Source organism: Moritella yayanosii, assembly GCF_900465055.1.
Taxonomy (GTDB): domain Bacteria; phylum Pseudomonadota; class Gammaproteobacteria; order Enterobacterales; family Moritellaceae; genus Moritella; species Moritella yayanosii.
Genome location: NZ_LS483250.1, coordinates 4001835 through 4020075 on the forward strand (window position 1 = coordinate 4001835; position 18241 = coordinate 4020075).

11 protein-coding genes are annotated in these 18241 nt (G+C 42.0%); 4 read left to right on the forward strand and 7 right to left on the reverse strand.

The features are described from left to right. Positions 1-42: 42 nt before the first annotated feature. Genes MORIYA_RS18650 through MORIYA_RS18665 form a run of 4 tightly spaced genes read left to right on the forward strand, consistent with a single transcriptional unit; the run spans position 43 to position 5636 of the window. A complete protein-coding gene (locus tag MORIYA_RS18650) occupies positions 43-1863 on the forward strand; it encodes an extracellular solute-binding protein (protein ID WP_112717645.1) in 1821 nt (606 codons plus the stop codon). 4 nt (positions 1864-1867) lie between these two features. Then, entirely contained in the window at positions 1868-2959 is a 1092-nt protein-coding gene (locus MORIYA_RS18655) for a microcin C ABC transporter permease YejB (protein ID WP_112717647.1), read from the forward strand. Beyond that, positions 2959-4008 (forward strand): ABC transporter permease, encoded by a 1050-nt coding sequence (locus MORIYA_RS18660; RefSeq protein WP_112717649.1) that lies wholly within the window; start codon positions 2959-2961, stop codon positions 4006-4008. The genes MORIYA_RS18655 and MORIYA_RS18660 overlap by 1 nt, the downstream gene beginning before the upstream one ends. After that, entirely contained in the window at positions 4008-5636 is a 1629-nt protein-coding gene (locus MORIYA_RS18665; protein WP_112717651.1) for an ABC transporter ATP-binding protein, read from the forward strand. The genes MORIYA_RS18660 and MORIYA_RS18665 overlap by 1 nt, the downstream gene beginning before the upstream one ends. A gap of 628 nt (positions 5637-6264) precedes the next feature. Here the strand turns inward: MORIYA_RS18665 and MORIYA_RS18675 are convergent. The 7 genes from MORIYA_RS18675 to gltB all read right to left on the reverse strand — a co-directional run bounded on the left by MORIYA_RS18675 (position 6265) and on the right by gltB (position 17787). Then, entirely contained in the window at positions 6265-7704 is a 1440-nt protein-coding gene (locus MORIYA_RS18675; protein ID WP_112717653.1) for a GumC family protein, read from the reverse strand. Between the two features lie 94 nt (positions 7705-7798). Then, positions 7799-8674: a cobalamin-binding protein gene (locus MORIYA_RS18680; RefSeq protein ID WP_112717655.1), complete on the reverse strand. Its 876-nt coding sequence runs from the start codon at positions 8672-8674 to the stop codon at positions 7799-7801. Between the two features lie 55 nt (positions 8675-8729). Next, entirely contained in the window at positions 8730-9656 is a 927-nt protein-coding gene (locus MORIYA_RS18685; protein ID WP_232011672.1) for a cobalamin biosynthesis protein CobD/CbiB, read from the reverse strand. 13 nt (positions 9657-9669) lie between these two features. After that, positions 9670-10365: a 5'-methylthioadenosine/S-adenosylhomocysteine nucleosidase gene (mtnN, locus tag MORIYA_RS18690; protein WP_112717659.1), complete on the reverse strand. Its 696-nt coding sequence runs from the start codon at positions 10363-10365 to the stop codon at positions 9670-9672. A gap of 93 nt (positions 10366-10458) precedes the next feature. Continuing rightward, positions 10459-11694, reverse strand: a complete 1236-nt coding sequence (locus MORIYA_RS18695; protein WP_112717661.1) for a DUF481 domain-containing protein — start codon at positions 11692-11694, stop codon at positions 10459-10461. A gap of 208 nt (positions 11695-11902) precedes the next feature. After that, positions 11903-13315, reverse strand: a complete 1413-nt coding sequence (locus MORIYA_RS18700; protein ID WP_112717663.1) for an FAD-dependent oxidoreductase — start codon at positions 13313-13315, stop codon at positions 11903-11905. An 8-nt stretch (positions 13316-13323) separates the two neighbouring features. Continuing rightward, on the reverse strand, positions 13324-17787 hold the full coding sequence (gltB, locus tag MORIYA_RS18705) for a glutamate synthase large subunit (protein WP_112717665.1): 4464 nt from the start codon (positions 17785-17787) through the stop codon (positions 13324-13326). Positions 17788-18241: the final 454 nt, after the last annotated feature.

Sequence of the window (18241 nt, forward strand, 5' to 3'; positions counted from 1 at the left end):
GCGCATTAAATTACTATCTTCATCGGCCAAAGGAACCTAGCCATGAATAAACTGCTTCGTACTGCATTATTATCTCTCAGTTCACTGCTCTTCACGCTACCTGTCTTGGCAACATCGAATGTGAGTGAACCGCTACGCCATGCTATTGCAATGCATGGGGAACCTGCCTATGGTAACAGCTTTACTCATTTCGATTATGTTAATTTAAACGCGCCTCGTACCGGATCTTTACGCCGTTCCGCGATGGGCAGTTTTGATAATTTTAATGCTTATATCGTCAAAGGTGTCACTGCTGATGGCACTGGCTATTTGTTTGATACCTTAATGCAGCAAAGCGGGGATGAGGCATTCACCTTATATAGCTTAGTCGCTGAGTTTATCGAAGTGCCGGACGACCGTAGCTGGGTACGTTTTCACTTAAATCCCAATGCCCGCTTTTCTGATGGCAGTGAGCTAACGGCAAGTGATGTTGAGTTTACGTTTAATGTCTTGATCGAAAAAGGCGTACCGCAGTTACGCGCGCAGTATAAAGAGGTCACCAGGGTTGAAGTAGAAAGTAAATCAGTCATTAAATTTAGTTTTAAAGATAACAAAAATAAAGAACTAGCCTTGATATTGGCACAACTTCCGGTGTTCTCGGAGAAAGACTGGCAAGGTAAAGACTTTGCGAAGGCAAACTTAAATATACCGCTGGGTTCTGGGCCATATACCATCAAATCCTTTGATGCCGGACGCAGTATTGATTATCAGCGCAATGATGACTATTGGGCAAAAGACTTACCGGTAAACCGTGGACGTTATAATTTTAAACATATTATTTTTGATTATTACAAAGATGGCAGCATTGCCTTTGAAGCGTTCAAAGCTGGCGACGTGGATTTCAGATCGGAGAATATTTCGAAACAGTGGGCGACGGGTTATCAGGGCAAAAATTTTATGTCTGGTAAGATCATCAAAGAAGAGATCCAACATCAGAATCCACAAGGTATGCAGGCATTTTGGTTTAATTTACGTAGAGATAAATTTAAAGATCCCAATGTACGTAAAGCACTCGGCTTAATGTTTGATTTCGAATGGACCAATAAGACACTTTTTTATGGGGCGTACAAGCGCTCGGACAGTTTTTTTAGTAATTCAGAGTTGGCAGCAACCGGTATCCCTAAAGGGGACGAATTAGCCCTGCTTGCACCTTTTAAAGCGCAGTTACCGCCCGAACTGTTTACCCAAGTTTATACATTAGATAAAACCAAAGGTGATGGCCGCGTGCGTAAGCAGCAGCGCCAAGCAATCAAGTTGTTCAAGCAAGCGGGTTGGACATTGAAGTCAGGTAAAATGCTTGATGCCAATGGCAAACAATTTAGTGTGGAATTCTTGGCTTATAGTCCGTCGTTTGAACGGGTTATTCAACCATTTCGTAAAAATTTACAACGTATCGGGATTGCCTCGGAGATCCGCATTGTCGATGTATCGCAGTACGTGAACCGATTAAATAATTTTGATTTTGATATTTACACCCTCACTCAAGCGCAAAGCCTATCACCGGGTAATGAACAGTTGAGCATGTGGGGCAGTGAGTTTGCCAATATCCCGGGGACGCTCAATCGTATTGGTTTACAAGATCCGGTTGTCGATGCGTTGGTGGCGAAGGTGATTAATGCCACAGATCGTGACAGTTTGATTACGGCGACGAAAGCGCTTGATCGGGTGTTATTGTGGAAAAACTTGGTGATCCCACAATGGCATATTAGCAGTTATCGTGTCGCGTACTGGCAGCAAATACAGCGTCCCGAAAAGCTACCTAAGTACGGTTTAGCTATCGATAGTTGGTGGCATCAAGACACCACTAGCAATACAGGGAATTAGCTAAATGTGGAGTTATATACTGCGCCGTTGTTTGCTGATGATCCCCACTTTGTTAGGCATTATCACCCTTAATTTTATTATTATTCAAGCGGCCCCTGGCGGCCCTGTTGAACAGTCGTTGGCTAAATTACAAGGTATTGAATCCTCTGCAACCAGCCGTGTTGATGGCAGTAGTCAGGGTGAAGTGAAAGTGAATCTAAGCAATGGTACTCAGTCACAATACCGAGGTGCACAAGGTATTGATCCTGAATATATTAAGGAATTAGAGCGGTTATATGGTTTTGATAAACCGTTACACGAACGCTATTGGTTGTTGCTGAAAAGCTATGTGCAATTCGATTTTGGTGATAGTTTTTTTCGCGATAGTTCGGTGATCGATCTGATATTAGATAAGTTACCTGTATCAATTTCATTAGGACTGTGGACGACGATCTTGGTGTATCTTATTTCGATACCGCTGGGGATAAAAAAAGCCGTTACTCACGGTTCTGCTTTCGATGTTTGGAGTTCAAGCGCGGTGATTATCGGTTTCGCTATTCCTAACTTCCTGTTTGCGTTATTACTGATCGTGCTTTTCGCTGGTGGCAGTTATTTTGATTGGTTTCCATTACGGGGGTTAACGTCGGCTAACTTCGATGAGTTATCCACGTTTGGGAAAATCAAAGATTACTTCTGGCATCTGGCATTACCGGTGTTGGCTTCGGTGATCAGTAGTTTTGCCACGTTAACCTTGCTGACTAAAAATACATTTTTAGATGAAATTAATAAACAATATGTGACCACTGCAAGAGCCAAAGGTCTTACCGAAAACCAGGTGTTATACGGACATGTATTTCGTAATGCGATGTTATTAGTGATTGCCGGATTACCGGCCGCGTTGATCAGTATTTTCTTTACGGGTTCATTGATGATAGAAATTATTTTTTCGTTAGACGGACTGGGTTTATTAGGCTTTGAGTCGGTAATAAATCGTGATTATCCGGTGGTATTTGGCACCTTATATATCTTTACCTTGATGGGGCTGGTTATTAAGTTAATCAGTGATGTCACCTATATGATGATCGACCCACGCATTAATTTTGAGGCGCAATCATAATGGGCTGGATCGCAACGTGGCAGCGGATCAAACAAAATCCGATGAACCTCAATCGCTGGCAAACCTTTAAGCTGAATAAACGCGGTTATTGGTCGTTATGGTTATTTAGCGGATTATTTTTATTGAGTTTATTCGCCGAGTTCATTGCTAATGATAAGCCGTTAGTGGTGCGTTACAACGACAGTTATTACTTACCCGTGTTATATGATTATAACGAATTGGAGTTTGGTGGTGAGCTGGATATTATGGCCGATTATCGTGATGAATATATTCAAGAGTTGATTTTAGCACAGGGCGATATGTGGTGGCCCTTGATCCCATTTAGTTATGATACCTTCAATTATGATTTAACGGTGCCGGCACCTTCTGCGCCAGATAGTAACAATTTATTAGGCACAGACGATCAGAGTCGTGATGTCCTCGCTCGGCTTATTTATGGTTTTCGTATCTCGGTATTATTTGCAATTACCTTGACCATATTTAGCTCGATAATTGGGGTTGCGGTGGGGGCCACACAAGGTTATTTCGGCGGTCGTATTGATCTCTATGGTCAGCGTTTTATCGAGATCTGGTCGGGTTTACCTATGCTGTTTTTATTGATTATTTTAGCCAGTTTAGTTCAACCTGATTTTTGGTGGTTACTGGGTATCATGCTGCTATTTAGTTGGATGGCGCTGGTGGACGTGGTACGCGCCGAGTTCTTGCGTGGCCGTCATCTCGAGTATGTCATTGCCGCGAAAGCCTTGGGGCAATCTCACCGCGCGATTATGTTTAAGCATATTTTGCCTAATGCGATGGTGGCGACGATGACGTTCATGCCATTTATTTTTACGGGCGCACTCACCACATTAACCTCGTTGGATTTCCTCGGCTTTGGTTTAGAAGTGGGGTCGCCGTCGTTAGGTGAATTAATCAAGCAGGGTAAAAATAACCTGCAAGCACCTTGGTTAGGCATTACCGCGTTTGTGTCGATGGCAACGATCTTGGTGTTATTAGTCTTTATTGGTGAAGCGGCACGTGATGCGTTTGATCCTCGTAAGGGAGCGTAATGAGTAAAACGAAACTTAAACTAAACGTTATATCGGCCTCTGAGCCGAAACAACTGGTACTGGAGGTAAACGATTTATCGGTTAGTTTTGGTGAACAGCGGGTTGTTGAGCATGTTTCTTTTACGATTGAAAAAGGCAAAACCTTTGCGCTTGTGGGTGAAAGTGGCTCTGGTAAATCAGTGACAGCGTTATCTATTTTACAGTTATTGCCTTTTCCCGCGGCACACTATCCGGCAGGCAGTATTAAGCTAATGGGCAAAGAGGTGATAGGCAAAAACCACGCGGTGATGCAAGCGTTACGGGGTAACTGTGCCAGCATGATCTTTCAAGAACCGATGACGTCTTTAAACCCACTGCATACCATTGAAAAACAAATATCTGAAATACTGTTTTTACATCAGGGATTAAATAAAAAAGCGGCGCAGTGCCGTTGTCTCGAATTGTTAGAATTAGTCGCAATTCCGGAACCGAAAAAGCGCTTAGGTTCTTACCCGCATGAATTATCTGGTGGTCAACGCCAGCGAGTGATGATCGCGATGGCGTTGGCCAATGAGCCGGATTTATTGATCGCGGATGAACCGACCACTGCACTGGATGTCACCGTGCAATTACAAATTTTGGAATTGTTAAAATCATTACAGGCTAAGCTGGGAATGGCGATATTGATGATCACTCATGATCTTAATATCGTCAAATATTTGGCCGATGATGTGGCGGTGATGAAACAAGGTAAAATTGTGGAAATGGGCGCTGTTGAGCGGATCTTTTCAGCGCCACAGCATGCATATACTAAAATCCTATTAGATGCGGAACCACAACGTAATATACCTACGTTGATACGCACAAAACCATTATTACAGGTAAACGATTTTAAGGTATGGTTTCCGTTAAAGAAAGGGTTCTGGCAACGCACTTATGATCACATCAAAGCCGTTGACGGCGTATCACTGCAACTATATCAAGGAGAAACCCTCGGTATTGTCGGGGAAAGTGGCTCTGGTAAAAGTACCTTGGTACGAGGTATATTGAGGCTGATTGAAAGTGAAGGTGATATTTATTTTAACGGTACCAATCTGCAAGGACTTAATTTGACCGCGATGCGCGCTTATCGTCAGTCGTTACAAATCGTGTTTCAAGATCCGTTTGGTAGCCTCAGTCCGCGCATGTCGGTACGACAAATTATCAGTGAAGGGTTAGAGGTGCAAGGTAAACACAGTGAAATTGAAATTGAAATTGCTATCCAACAAGTATTGATTGATGTTGCTTTGCCTGTAGAGTCTTTAGATCGTTACCCACATCAGTTTTCTGGTGGCCAGCGTCAGCGTATTGCTATCGCGCGAGCGTTAGTGTTAAAACCTCAGATCCTGATTTTAGATGAGCCAACATCAGCGCTAGATCGTACGGTGCAAAAACAGATCTTAGATTTATTGTGTCAGTTGCAGCAACAGCATCAACTCAGCTATATTTTTATTACTCATGATTTAAGTGTGGTACGCGCGGTAAGTCACCGTATTTTAGTGCTTAAAGACGGTAAAGTTGTTGAAGAGGGGGAAACAGAAGCGGTGTTTAACCAACCGCAGCAAGCTTATACCCAAGCATTACTGTCGGCCGCAATGTGTTTTAGTTAAAGTACCACTCGAGTTAATACTTTAGTGATAGTTATCGCACTGTTTTACAGACAAAAAAACTCACTAATAAATAGTGAGCTTTTTTAAATTCTGAATGCAGTGGTGTTCCAAAGCGCTAACCCGAAGTTAGAGTGAGATAACCAAGCACGCCGGCATTGAAAGTCCAAATACGATGTCATTACATCTGTTTGACCAATAAAGTGGTCGGCTGTTTCGGCTTCTGACTTAAATATAGCGCATTACTTTTAATATACAACTGTTGATGTCGTGTTTTTTATGGCTTATTTTTGATGATTATTAACTTAGTGACGCCGATCGTTACGATACATGTAATTTACTGTTAAATTAAGTCTGACCTCACACTAGTCTCGGGCGGAGCCTTTGCACTAATTGGATGACATCGAAATAATTGCGATATTATTTCTGCCCGTTGTTAACAATCAGTTATGCCTTAATGCAATGACATAACCAATAACACAGAACCCTATTATTTGGAGTTATTCTCAGATAATGGCCTCAGTTTTGATTTCCTACTTATCTTTCCTGAATATATGCAGCACGATGTTATGACAATTACCACGGCAGATGTATTGATTAATTGTTGCCGCCAATGTAATGATTTCAGGCGTTATCGCCCCGATGCTAATGAGATTAACGGGACGCGCGCAATGATGTTTAGACCCATTTCGTGAGCAATCTTACTTGTATCCCATAGTGTATCTTGTGTTGTTGACAGTGCAACGCTGATGGCTACCCCTTGGATTATGCCTAATAATAGTCCCAGTAAAATATAGCTGATAATAGGTAAATTAATCGTTTGTTCGGGAATGAATGGTCGCGTAATGATCTTAATGTTAGTCGCTGATTCAAACTCGCCAAGCGCATTACTAATTGACACCATTTCATGGCGTGTTAATAACTCTAAATAGACGGTGTTTTTTTCATCGTGCTCACGCTTTAATCGCTGTAACTCTAGCTCAATTGTTACATATTTAGCTTGGTTTTGTTGGAAGTATTGCTGCTGTTTTGCCAGTGTTTTTAATTCTAATGTTATTTTTTTAATGCTGTTTCTATAGCGTTCATAACTATCGAGCTGAGCGAGTAATAATGGCGTCACCTGCGTTGTTAAGGCTTGTTGTGTCAGCCGAGTGATACGGTTTAGCAGTAAATCTAGCCCCTGTTGACTCTGTATGCTGGACTGGAGTCTTTGTCTTTGCTCTTGTAAGCGAGCTATTTTTAGATTTGTTGATTTAACTTGTGAGTGTTGTTCGGTGTAGAGCATTAATTGCTGGATTTTTAATGTTTCGAGTTGGGTGATTTTGTTATCAATAAACTGTGCAGCAGGATTGGTTAGAATTAATATTTTTGTTAATAGCGTTAATTTAGATTGAAATAATGCTAATTCCTGTGCTTTATTTTCTAGACTGCGATTGATATCAACAAGTGTTGACTCCCTGGCTTCATATAACTCAGGAATGATGCTGGCATTTTTTAGTTGAAAATCAAAAAGGTTCTGCTCTGCTTGGCGTAATACTTTATATTGTTGATTGAGCTGCTTGGCAAGAAAGGTTTGACTCGTTATTGCCTGTTCTTGGTTAGGTTTAATTAAGCGTAAAATGAATTGCTCACTGACCACATCTAAGATTATGCTTAATTGTCGCGGGTCTGGCCATACCATTTCAATTTTTATTAGTTCAGCCCCTGTTAATGATAACTTTAAAGATTGTCTTATTTTATTAACTACTTGCTGTTGTTGCCAAGCTGAATCATCGGGTATAATTAAACCGACTTGTTGAGCCACCTCGAGTAATACTTGTTTGCGCTTAACAAGAATGTTGATCGCTTTAAAGCGAGATTGGATATTGAAGGGCTGTGATAATTCTGACAAAAATGGATTTAACAGTGCGCTTTCTTGCAATAATATACTGGTATGTGAATGGTAACTTTCAGGAATACTGCGGCCAACAAAATAACCAATGACTGGCATCGTAATAATTGGGATCAGTAAATAATAGCGTTTCCGCCACAAAATAGCATAAAGCTGGTAAAGCTTAATCCATAAAGCCATAAATCTTTGCCATAAATGTCACACGTCACAAGGAACCTTTATTAAAGGTAGCTAGCTGTCTGAATTATGGCAATATTTATTCTCAGATCAACACTCACTGGTTGGTTATTACGTTTTGTTGTGCTTGTAAGGCAATCTCGCAGAGGGTTGTTATACCTTGTACTACGCGCGGTGAAAAACGGTGTGATACATCGGGATTAATTCTAAATATATTGCCGTTTTTCACTGCCGGAATGCTCTGCCAGGTTTGCCATTGTGCTAACTCGGCGTCATTCACTGTACCAGCCACGATCACTGCGGGTTGCTTCACTAGCACTTGTTCTACATTGATCACGGGATAGGGCACCGGGCTGTCATGAAATACATTATTAAAACCACATAACTCAAATTGTTCTTGTAACCAAGGGTCGTTCGCCACTGTCATTAACGGGGTTGGCCAGACTTGGTAGAAGAGGTCCTGCTTCGGATTATGCGCATACTTAGCGCGCAATGCAGCTAAGGCTTGACGGTATTTGTCACTCACCGGGTCGGCAATAGATTGGGTCCCTAACATTTTCCCAAGTCGCTGTATTTGGGTGGCAATATCATCTAATCCACCGGTCTTTGAAGCATAAACCGGAATGCCAAATTTTTTAAGTTGATTGATATCTGCCGCGGAGTTACCTTGCTGCCAGTAAATGACCAGATCAGGTTCAAGTGCGAGTATTGTTTCGATATTTATTTGTTGCGAGCTAGCGACAATCGGTAATGCTTTGGCCTCTTCTGGGTAATCAGAGTAAGCACTGACTCCGATCAGTCTATCCCCCGCGCCAGCGGCGAAAACCAGTTCTGTGGTATGCGGCGACAGCGATACGATACGCTGTGGGTACTTTTCTGGCACTGGTAAAGGAAATGCTTGAACGGAAGAAGACTGCACTTGCACTGAAAATACAATGATGAAGAGTGTAACGAATCGCGTTAAAAAAGACATAAAAACTCAGTGTTGTGACAGGTTAAGGTGAACAATAACATTGATTATAACGTGTTTATTTAATCGCAATAAGTAAGTAGATAGCGCTGATAAAACATAACCAAACGATGAGTGCCAAGGTCAATTTTTGTTGTGCGCGTTTGATATCATCGCGCTGTGCTGGCTGGGTATGACCAAGTTGGCTAAAACGCTGCATAGCCCCTTGATATTTACGTGGACCGCCTAATTGGATCGCAAGACTATAGGCAAAGCTTGATAATAAAAAACCACTGCTAAAGTGATGCCATTGTTTGGCTTGTTTGGTTAAATTCGATAATGGGCTTGTCGCGCGCTGTAAGCCGCGTAATGTGCATGCAAGTATAAGATGAGCGGGTGACGCTAATAGCCGTAGTAAGGACGCTGCAGGGCGACCAAATTGATGATTAACCGGCAGTTTACTATTCCAGTTATGCGCTATTAATTGAATGGTTCGATAAATTATCGCTGGCCAGATACCCAAACATACATACCAAAATATAACAGCAAACCACTGATAACTATTACGTAAGCACATATTTTCGATACTGGCTTTATGTAAACCGAGTAAGGATAGTTGGTCTAAATCCCGCAATGTTCGAGGTTGTATTTGGCTGATGATGGTTTGCTTTTCCAGGTTACCTAAATCAATTTTGGGTAAGCTGACTTTTTCCCATTGTAATAAACACAATAATAATACCAACTCAAATATGATGGCTTCAATAACAATAAATTGAATAACGGCAGCGATAATTAAAATGAAACCGAGCATGGTGATCATGGCAAGGTGGCCTGCGATGTACTGTTGCTGTGGGCTGCGTTGTGCGTTATTTACTTTATCTGCAATGGCGCTAAAGAGGTGGTTTAACAGTTGTGTCGGATGAAAACGTGGTGGGTATAGTGGTAAACGGGCGATGACGATTGCAGTCAGTAAGATAAATACTGACTGCATACTGGTCCAATTCATGGCCAAATTCATGTTATTTTAACTCGTGTAACATGTTTACGACCATTGCGGATGAGTTTTTCGCGGCCACAATCAGGTATTCTTCAAATGATGTTGGAGATTCTTTCCCCGCGATATCTGATAATGAACGGATCACCACAAATGGGACGTCAAACTGGTGACATGTTTGGGCGATTGCTGCAGCTTCCATTTCTACTGCTGCCATTGTCGGGAAGTTAGCACGTGCTTCTTCTACTTTTTTCGGATCAGCCATGAAGCTATCACCAGTACAGATTAAACCTTCGATAGTTTTAATGTCGCGGTCTGCTGAAATCGCTTTTTTAGCTGCTTCAACAAGACGTGGATCAGGAATATATGCCGCAGGTTTTTGAGCACATTGACCGATTTCATAGCCAAATACAGTTAAGTCTACATCGTGGTGACGTACTTCACTTGAGATCACGACATCGCCAACTTTAAGCGCTTTATCGTAACCGCCTGCTGAGCCAGTATTGATGATGTAATCAGGCTTGTAATGTACAAGTAGTAGTGTTGTTGCTACGGCTGCTGCAACTTTACCAATACCTGATTTACTTAAAATAACATCATGCCCAGCAAGTGTGCCACTATAATACTCACAACCGGCTTGCGTAAATGTCGTTACGTTATCAAGTTGCTCACGCAGGATCTCAACTTCCTGCTCCATTGCACCAATAATACCTATTTTCATCGTTGTCTCTAATCTATCTCGAAAAATGTCATGCTAGCACAGTTTGGTTGCGGTATTAATTTTTGGTTGCGGTATTAATTGGTCGTTAAGCGATTAATTAAATGAAACACCTAAGCCAAATGCTATACGAAAGTCATTTTTTTCTAGCGGCACACCGTCGATATTAAGTAGGGGGTTATTAACCCGATCCCAAAAGAAAGTAATATCGAAATCAAGCACGTCAGTCAGTTCAATATCAAAATTCATTTTGGCGTTTTGTAAATAGCCGCCAAGATCAGATTCTGTTGCGGTTATTTTATAACTCAATTCTAGATCAATCTGATTATGTATTTCACGCTCATAATCAAGACTGACGGATACAGCGAGACTGGAATCACTCGTATTGAGTTGTGTCTCGCTAAATTCATATTTGGTATACAAATAAGAAGGTCCTAAGTTCATCTCTAACGCTTGATCGCCGTCGTCAATGAATTGATAACCGATACCCATACCGATATTGATCCGGCTGTTTACATTTTGCAATGGGTCTCGGTATAGACTTAAATCAAGCGGTCTGAAAAATAAGTCTTTGTCACTATAGACATCGTAGGTCATTAAAAAACGATGGTTCTCATCGGTCTGAACATTATCTGTCACCCCGATAATCGCGCTATAAGACGTTTTAATACGCGATGTAGTGGTGTGACGAGAAAGTTCTGCATTGGTATTATATTCAAGTTTATTGGTATTACCTGAGCTGAGATTGGCACCGAAGGTTATTTTTCCTTGCCATATATTACCACCAGTCTCTAAACCTGCGATCAGGGTCATTAGATCTGCTTGGGCTATTTTGTGCTGCCGGTTATTGCTAATAATGAGGATACCGTCTTCAAGCGCAATGGTGCCGGTAATGATACTGCCGTCAATGGTTCGAACGGTAAATAATTGACGACTGTTAATGCGGCTGATATCAGACCACTTAATTTTTAAATCGCCAAGGTCATCGCTATCGAAAGCGAGTTTTTCATCATAAAGATCTTCGATGTTACCAATTAAGAATTCACCTGATTTTAACCAGAGCCAATCTTCATCTATGCCTAAACTGTCGGCAAGTATGATCTCTTGGCTGTTTTCAATGTGGGTCACTGCATCGGTATTGTCGGCAATATTGGTGCTAACACTGCTTGATTCGCTAAGTGAGGTTGGCGCTTGCGTTTTAATATAGTCACCTAGAATTATTTCTTGCGCAGCAAAGCTCGGCACGCTAAATACTGTGCTTAAAAAACTAAAAGCGATACTAATAACAATTAAAGTTAATTTAGTTGTTGTGCGGATATTAAACGAGTTCATTGTTATCAGGTATTTGCGCCATAGTTCCTTGTAATTGGATGGGTATAATACAAAATAATGATCAATAATTAAATATATTATCGTTTTTATAGTTGAAAATAACGTATAAAAAAACGCTAGTAAAATGAATACTAGCGTTTTTAATTAGTAATATCAGGCTTTAACGACTAAATAACAGCGCCGTTAAACACTGCATTTTTATAAGCATTTAAACTTCTAAATAGTCCAACATGGCTTCGGCAGCACGACGACCTTCATCAATTGCTGTTACCACCAGGTCTGAACCGCGAACGGCATCACCGCCAGCAAAGATTTTTGGATTTTCAGTTTGGAATGGGAAGTCACTTTTTTCTGGAGCAATAATGCCATTCCAGCTGTTTGTGGTAACACCTTCATCCAATAACCATTGGGCAGGATCTGGCTGGAAACCAAATGCTTGAATAACCGCATCGGCTTTTAGCACATGTTCAGAGCCAATCACTTGTTCGGCACGACGACGACCGTTTTTATCTGGGTTACCTAGGCGAGTTTTCACCATTTTAACGCCAGTGGCTTTATCGCCAGCCACTTCTATATCAAGTGGTTGTAAATTCCATAAGAATTTAACCCCTTCTTCTTTGGCGTTTTTAACTTCACGTTTAGAACCGGGCATACTTATTTCATCACGACGGTAAGCACAATAAACGTTTTTAGCGCCTTGACGTATTGCGGTTCGTACGCAGTCCATCGCGGTATCACCGCCACCCAGTACTACTACTGTTTTGCCTTTTAAGTTAATGTAATCATCGGCGTTCTTTTCAAAGCCAAGTTCATGATTAACATTAGCAATAAGGTAAGGCAGGGCATCATAGACGCCTTGTGCTGCACCGTTATCAAAACCACCACTGATGTATTTGTAGGTACCAACACCGACAAAAACTGCATCGTACTCGGCAACTAATTCACTGAATTGAATATCTTTACCAATTTCAGTGTTAAGGCAAAATTCGATGCCCATTTCCGTGAATACTTCACGGCGATGACTCATCACGCTTTTATCCAGTTTGAACGCGGGAATGCCAAACGTTAATAGACCACCAATTTCTGGATATCGGTCATAGACGACGGGGGTTACCCCATTACGCACTAAGATATCGGCGGCGCCAAGACCTGCAGGGCCTGCGCCAATAATCGCCACTTTTTTATTGTTGCGAACAACTTTTGACATGTCTGGACGCCAGCCCATTTTAAAGGCTTCGTCGGTAATGTATTTTTCAACATTACCAATAGTCACCGCACCAAAGTCATCATTGAGCGTACAAGAACCTTCACATAAACGATCTTGTGGGCAAACTCGGCCACAGACTTCAGGCAAGCTGTTGGTTTCATGACAAAGCTCTGCGGCCTCAATAATACGACCTTCTTCAACCAGCTTTAACCAGTTTGGAATGTAGTTATGTACTGGGCATTTCCACTCACAGTACGGATTACCACATTCTAAACAACGACCCGATTGCATTTGTGCTTGGTTCATCGTGAATGGTTTATAAATCTCGATAAAGTCCACTTTACGGATTTTTAACGGCTTCTTATCTGGATCAATGCGTTGTACATCGACAAATTGAAATACATTATTACTCATGATCCCTCCTATTGAGCCTGGACACGTAACTCTGCAGCAGAGCGTGATTGGTGGCCAAGTAATGCGTTCATATCAGCTGTTTTAGGCTTGATAATAAAGAATTTATTTATCACCGTATCAAATTCATTAAGCAGATTTTGCGCATGCTGACTGCATGTTTGAGCAAGGTGTTCAATGATGATACCGCGCAGGTGTTCAACGTGCATTGGGTAGTCCGTTACTGCATGCTGTTCAACCAGTTCGTTGTTGAGTCTACTTGCTAATTGACTATTCTCGTCATAAACATAAGCAAAACCACCGGTCATACCTGCGCCAAAGTTAACACCTGTCTCCCCGAGAATTGTCACAATACCGCCAGTCATGTATTCACAACCGTTGTCACCAATACCTTCGATCACAGCGTGTGCCCCGGAGTTACGTACTGCAAAACGTTCGCCAGCTAAACCTGCTGCGTATAATTCGCCACCGGTTGCGCCGTATAGACAAGTATTACCTGCGATAACCGCTTCGTTTGATTTAAACGCTGAACCCGGTTCAGGACGAATAACGATCTTACCGCCTGCCATGCCTTTACCAACGTAATCGTTGGCATCGCCAGTGAGGATGAGGTGTAAGCCACCGGCATTCCAGACCCCGAAACTTTGTCCGGCAGTACCGGTAAAGTTAACCGTGATAGGGTCTGATGCCATACCTTGGTTGCCGTGCTGTTTGGCAATCTCACCAGACAGGCGGGCACCCACAGAACGGTCAGTGTTTTTAATTGGGTAATGATTTGATAACCCTGATTTCTCCGTGATTGCTTCTAAGTAATGCGCAATTAATGCTTCGTTTAGTTCTGCTTTATCATACGGATCGTTGGTTGCCTGACAGTAAACACCTAAGCCTTCTTTTGGCTGTGGCTTGTAGATGATGCCAGATAAATCAATTTTACGTTGCTTGTCAGTTATGCCGTCTAATTGCACCAGTAAATCGGTACGGCCAATTAAATCAGTTAACTGAGTTACGCCAAGTGAGGCCATGATTTCACGGGTTTCTTGGGCAATAAACTTGAAGTAGTTCATGACCATTTCTGGCAGACCATGGAAGTGATCTTGACGTAATTTTTCGTCTTGTGTTGCAACACCTGTTGCACAGTTGTTTAGGTGACAAATTCGGAGGAATTTACAACCTAACGCCACCATTGGACCGGTACCAAAACCAAAGCTTTCTGCACCTAGAATAGCGCCTTTAATAACATCAAGGCCGGTTTTTAGACCGCCATCAACTTGTAAACGGATACGGTGACGCAAGCCATTTGCAACTAATGCTTGCTGCGTTTCGGCTAAACCAAGTTCCCAAGGGCTACCTGCATACTTCACCGAGGTAATAGGGCTTGCTGCAGTACCACCATCGTAACCTGAAATAGTGATTAAATCGGCATAGGCTTTTGCAACACCGGTAGCAATGGTACCCACCCCCGGCTCTGATACTAATTTCACCGAGACTAATACAGTCGGGTTGATTTGTTTAATATCAAAAATAAGCTGTGCTAAATCTTCAATAGAATAGATATCATGATGCGGTGGTGGTGAAATAAGGGTTACACCCGGTACGGCATTACGTAATTTAGCAATTTCAGTGGTTACTTTATGGCCGGGTAATTGACCACCTTCACCTGGTTTCGCACCTTGCGCTACTTTTATTTGAATGATCTCTGCATTCATTAAGTAATGCGGTGTTACACCAAAGCGGCCAGACGCGATTTGTTTAATTTTAGATACTTTTAAAGTACCAAAACGACGTGGATCTTCACCGCCTTCGCCCGAATTAGAGTTACCACCTAAGGTGTTCATCGCAATCGCCAGTGCTTCATGGGCTTCAGGGCTTAATGCACCGATTGACATTGCAGCGGTATCAAAACGTTTGAATAGGTTATCTTCATGCTCTACAGCATCCAGTTCAATCGGATTATCTGATTTCTTCAGCTGTAACATATCACGCAGGGTGGTAATAGGGCGCTCATTTACTTCGGTTGAATACCGTTGGTAGTCTTCGTATTTTCCGCTTTGTACTGCTGTTTGTAATGTACTGACAACATCTGGATTATAAGCATGGTATTCACCACCGTGAACATATTTCAGTAGACCGCCTTGTGAGGTCGGTTTACGTTTTGTCCATGCCAATTTACTCAGTATCTGTTGGTCAATGTGGAAATCGCTAAAATCAGCGCCCTTAATACGGCTGCTTGTGCCTTTGAAGCATAACTCGATAATTTCGTCGGCTAAACCCACGGCTTCAAACAGTTGTGAGCAACGGTAACTGGCAATGGTAGAAATACCCATTTTCGACATGATCTTGTACAGACCTTTATTAATACCATTACGGTAGTTTAACAATGTCTTCGCAATATCTTGTTGGATGGTTTCTATTTCAACAAGTTTACGCAGTGATTCGTAAGCCAGGTACGGGTAAACCGCAGTGGCACCAAACCCAATCAATACCGCAAAATGATGTGGGTCACGGGCACTTGCCGTTTCGATAAAAATGTTAGTATCACAACGTAAATTGGCGTCAACCAATGCTTTTTGTACCGCGCCTACAGCCATTGCTGCTGGAATGGGTAAATTATTTTTCGCTAAGGTCCGGTCTGTTAGTACTAATAGCACAACACCCGCAGTCGCAAGTTCAATCGCTTCGGCAGTAATGCGGGCTACCGCGCGTGCTAAGGTTTCATCTTGACCGTTAAAGCAAAGGTTAATTTTTGCGGTTTTATAGTGCTCGCCGCTTAATTCAGTTACCTGCTTAAAGTCTGAACATAATAGTACGGGTGAATCAAATAGTACGCGGTGCGCATGACCATCGGTTTCATTAAACACATTGTGCTCACGACCGATGCAAGTTGCCAATGACATGACATGATTTTCACGTAATGGGTCGATTGGCGGGTTGGTTACTTGCGCGAATTTCTGACGGAAGTAGTCATACAGCGAACGTGTTTTAGTTGAAAGTACAGCCATTGGGGTATCATCACCCATCGAGCCTGTCGCTTCTTGACCGTTTTCACCGAGCACCCGAATAATTTGCTCGAGTTCTTCCTTACTGTAATCAAATTGTTTTTGATACGTGGCTAATTGCTCGTCATTAAATGTACGAGTGCCGATGGCTTCTTTTGGTAATGCTTCAAACGGCGTTAGTTTCGTTGAATTATTGGTTAACCATTCACGGTATGGATTACGGCTTTTCAGATCTTGGTCGATGTCCCAAGATGTCCATAGTTTGCCGGTTTCAGTATCGATAACAAGTAACTCACCTGGACCAACACGGCCTTTTTCGATAACTTCATCAGCGGTGTAATCCCAAATACCGACTTCAGAGGCGACGGTAATGAAACCATCTGTGGTGCGCACATAACGTGCTGGACGTAAACCATTACGGTCGAGACCACAAGCGGCATAACGGCCATCAGTTAGGACGATACCCGCAGGGCCATCCCAAGGTTCCATATGCATAGAGTTGAAGTCATAGAATGCGCGTAGATCATCATCCATATTCGGGTGATTTTGCCATGCTGGCGGCACAAGTAGACGGAAAGCACGGAAAATGTCCATGCCACCGGCTAAGAATAGCTCGAGCATGTTATCCATAGATGATGAGTCAGAACCTTTGGTATTAACAAACGGTGCCGCATCATGCATGTCAGGGAGGAGTGGAGAACTAAATTTGTAGCTACGTGCGCGTGCCCATTCTCGGTTACCTTCGATGGTATTAATCTCACCATTGTGCGCCATAAAGCGGAATGGTTGTGCTAATGGCCATTTTGGCGAGGTATTTGTTGAGAATCGTTGATGGAACAAGCAAATTGAAGATTGCATACGCAGATCGGCAAGATCTAAGAAGAACTTCGGCAGATCGCCAGCCATACACAAACCTTTATAGATAGTCACTAGGTTTGATAAGCTGGCAATATAAAAATCGTTGTCATCGGTAATGCGTTTTTCGATACGACGTTTAGTTATATATAAACGGCGTTCAATATCTTTTGGTGCCCAGCCCGCAGGTGCATTAATAAATACCTGCTGGATTTGTGGCAGCGATGACATTGCAATTTCGCCAAGCACGCTGGTATCAAGAGGGACTTCACGCCAGCCAACAACCTTGAGTGTTTCGCGTTCGAGCTCTTCTTTAATGATTTGCTTTGCTGCTGCAGACTTATCGGTATCCTGATTTAAGAAAATCATACCAACGGCGTAATTACTTCCTAGATTCCAATCATTTTCTATCGCGATAGCACGGAAAAAACTGTCAGGTTTCTGCATGAGTAAACCACAGCCATCTCCTGTTTTCCCATCTGCCGCGATACCGCCCCTATGTTGCATACGGTCTAATGATGAAATAGCGATGCGCACTAACTTATGGCTAGCTTCACCTTCTTGATGGGCGATTAAACCAAAACCACAGTTGTCTTTTTCCAGCGACGGGTCATAGACTGACATTGCACTTCTCCCTTGCATTCAATTCACTAAATACTAAATATATATGCCTATATTGAGTTTCTACTCACAGGTAAAAATACATACAAAAATAGATAAATCGTTAAAATTTTCAAAAGCCGAAAATTGGCTAACCTGCCAAATTTACCAGAATTAATACTTAGGTCAATCTAAAAATGTATTCTGAGTTACTTATCACCTTTTTAAGTAAATGGGCCATTTATTTTGGTATTGGTCAATAAACTACAAAAAAAACTGAGGATTATTCAAAATTTAGTTTTTATTTTGGATATATGACATTGTGTGATTTTTTAAATTATGTTTAAGCTGTTATTGATGTTGTAGTATGCCATTTATATTGTTTATTCTAATAATATATTGATTTGTTTAGTTTATGTTACCTAATACTAAAGTATGTAAAACAAAAAATGGCGTTGGCGTTAATTTTCATCATAAC

Bases quoted from the DNA above. Each gene is read 5' to 3' on its own strand.
- MORIYA_RS18650 (WP_112717645.1), top strand. From the start codon at position 43: ATGAATAAACTGCTTCGTACTGCATTATTATCTCTCAGTTCACTGCTC.
- MORIYA_RS18655 (WP_112717647.1), top strand. From the start codon at position 1,868: ATGTGGAGTTATATACTGCGCCGTTGTTTGCTGATGATCCCCACTTTG.
- MORIYA_RS18660 (WP_112717649.1), top strand. From the start codon at position 2,959: ATGGGCTGGATCGCAACGTGGCAGCGGATCAAACAAAATCCGATGAAC.
- MORIYA_RS18665 (WP_112717651.1), top strand. From the start codon at position 4,008: ATGAGTAAAACGAAACTTAAACTAAACGTTATATCGGCCTCTGAGCCG.
- MORIYA_RS18675 (WP_112717653.1), bottom strand. From the start codon at position 7,704: ATGGCTTTATGGATTAAGCTTTACCAGCTTTATGCTATTTTGTGGCGG.
- MORIYA_RS18680 (WP_112717655.1), bottom strand. From the start codon at position 8,674: ATGTCTTTTTTAACGCGATTCGTTACACTCTTCATCATTGTATTTTCA.
- MORIYA_RS18685 (WP_232011672.1), bottom strand. From the start codon at position 9,656: ATGAATTGGACCAGTATGCAGTCAGTATTTATCTTACTGACTGCAATC.
- mtnN (WP_112717659.1), bottom strand. From the start codon at position 10,365: ATGAAAATAGGTATTATTGGTGCAATGGAGCAGGAAGTTGAGATCCTG.
- MORIYA_RS18695 (WP_112717661.1), bottom strand. From the start codon at position 11,694: ATGAACTCGTTTAATATCCGCACAACAACTAAATTAACTTTAATTGTT.
- MORIYA_RS18700 (WP_112717663.1), bottom strand. From the start codon at position 13,315: ATGAGTAATAATGTATTTCAATTTGTCGATGTACAACGCATTGATCCA.
- gltB (WP_112717665.1), bottom strand. From the start codon at position 17,787: ATGTCAGTCTATGACCCGTCGCTGGAAAAAGACAACTGTGGTTTTGGT.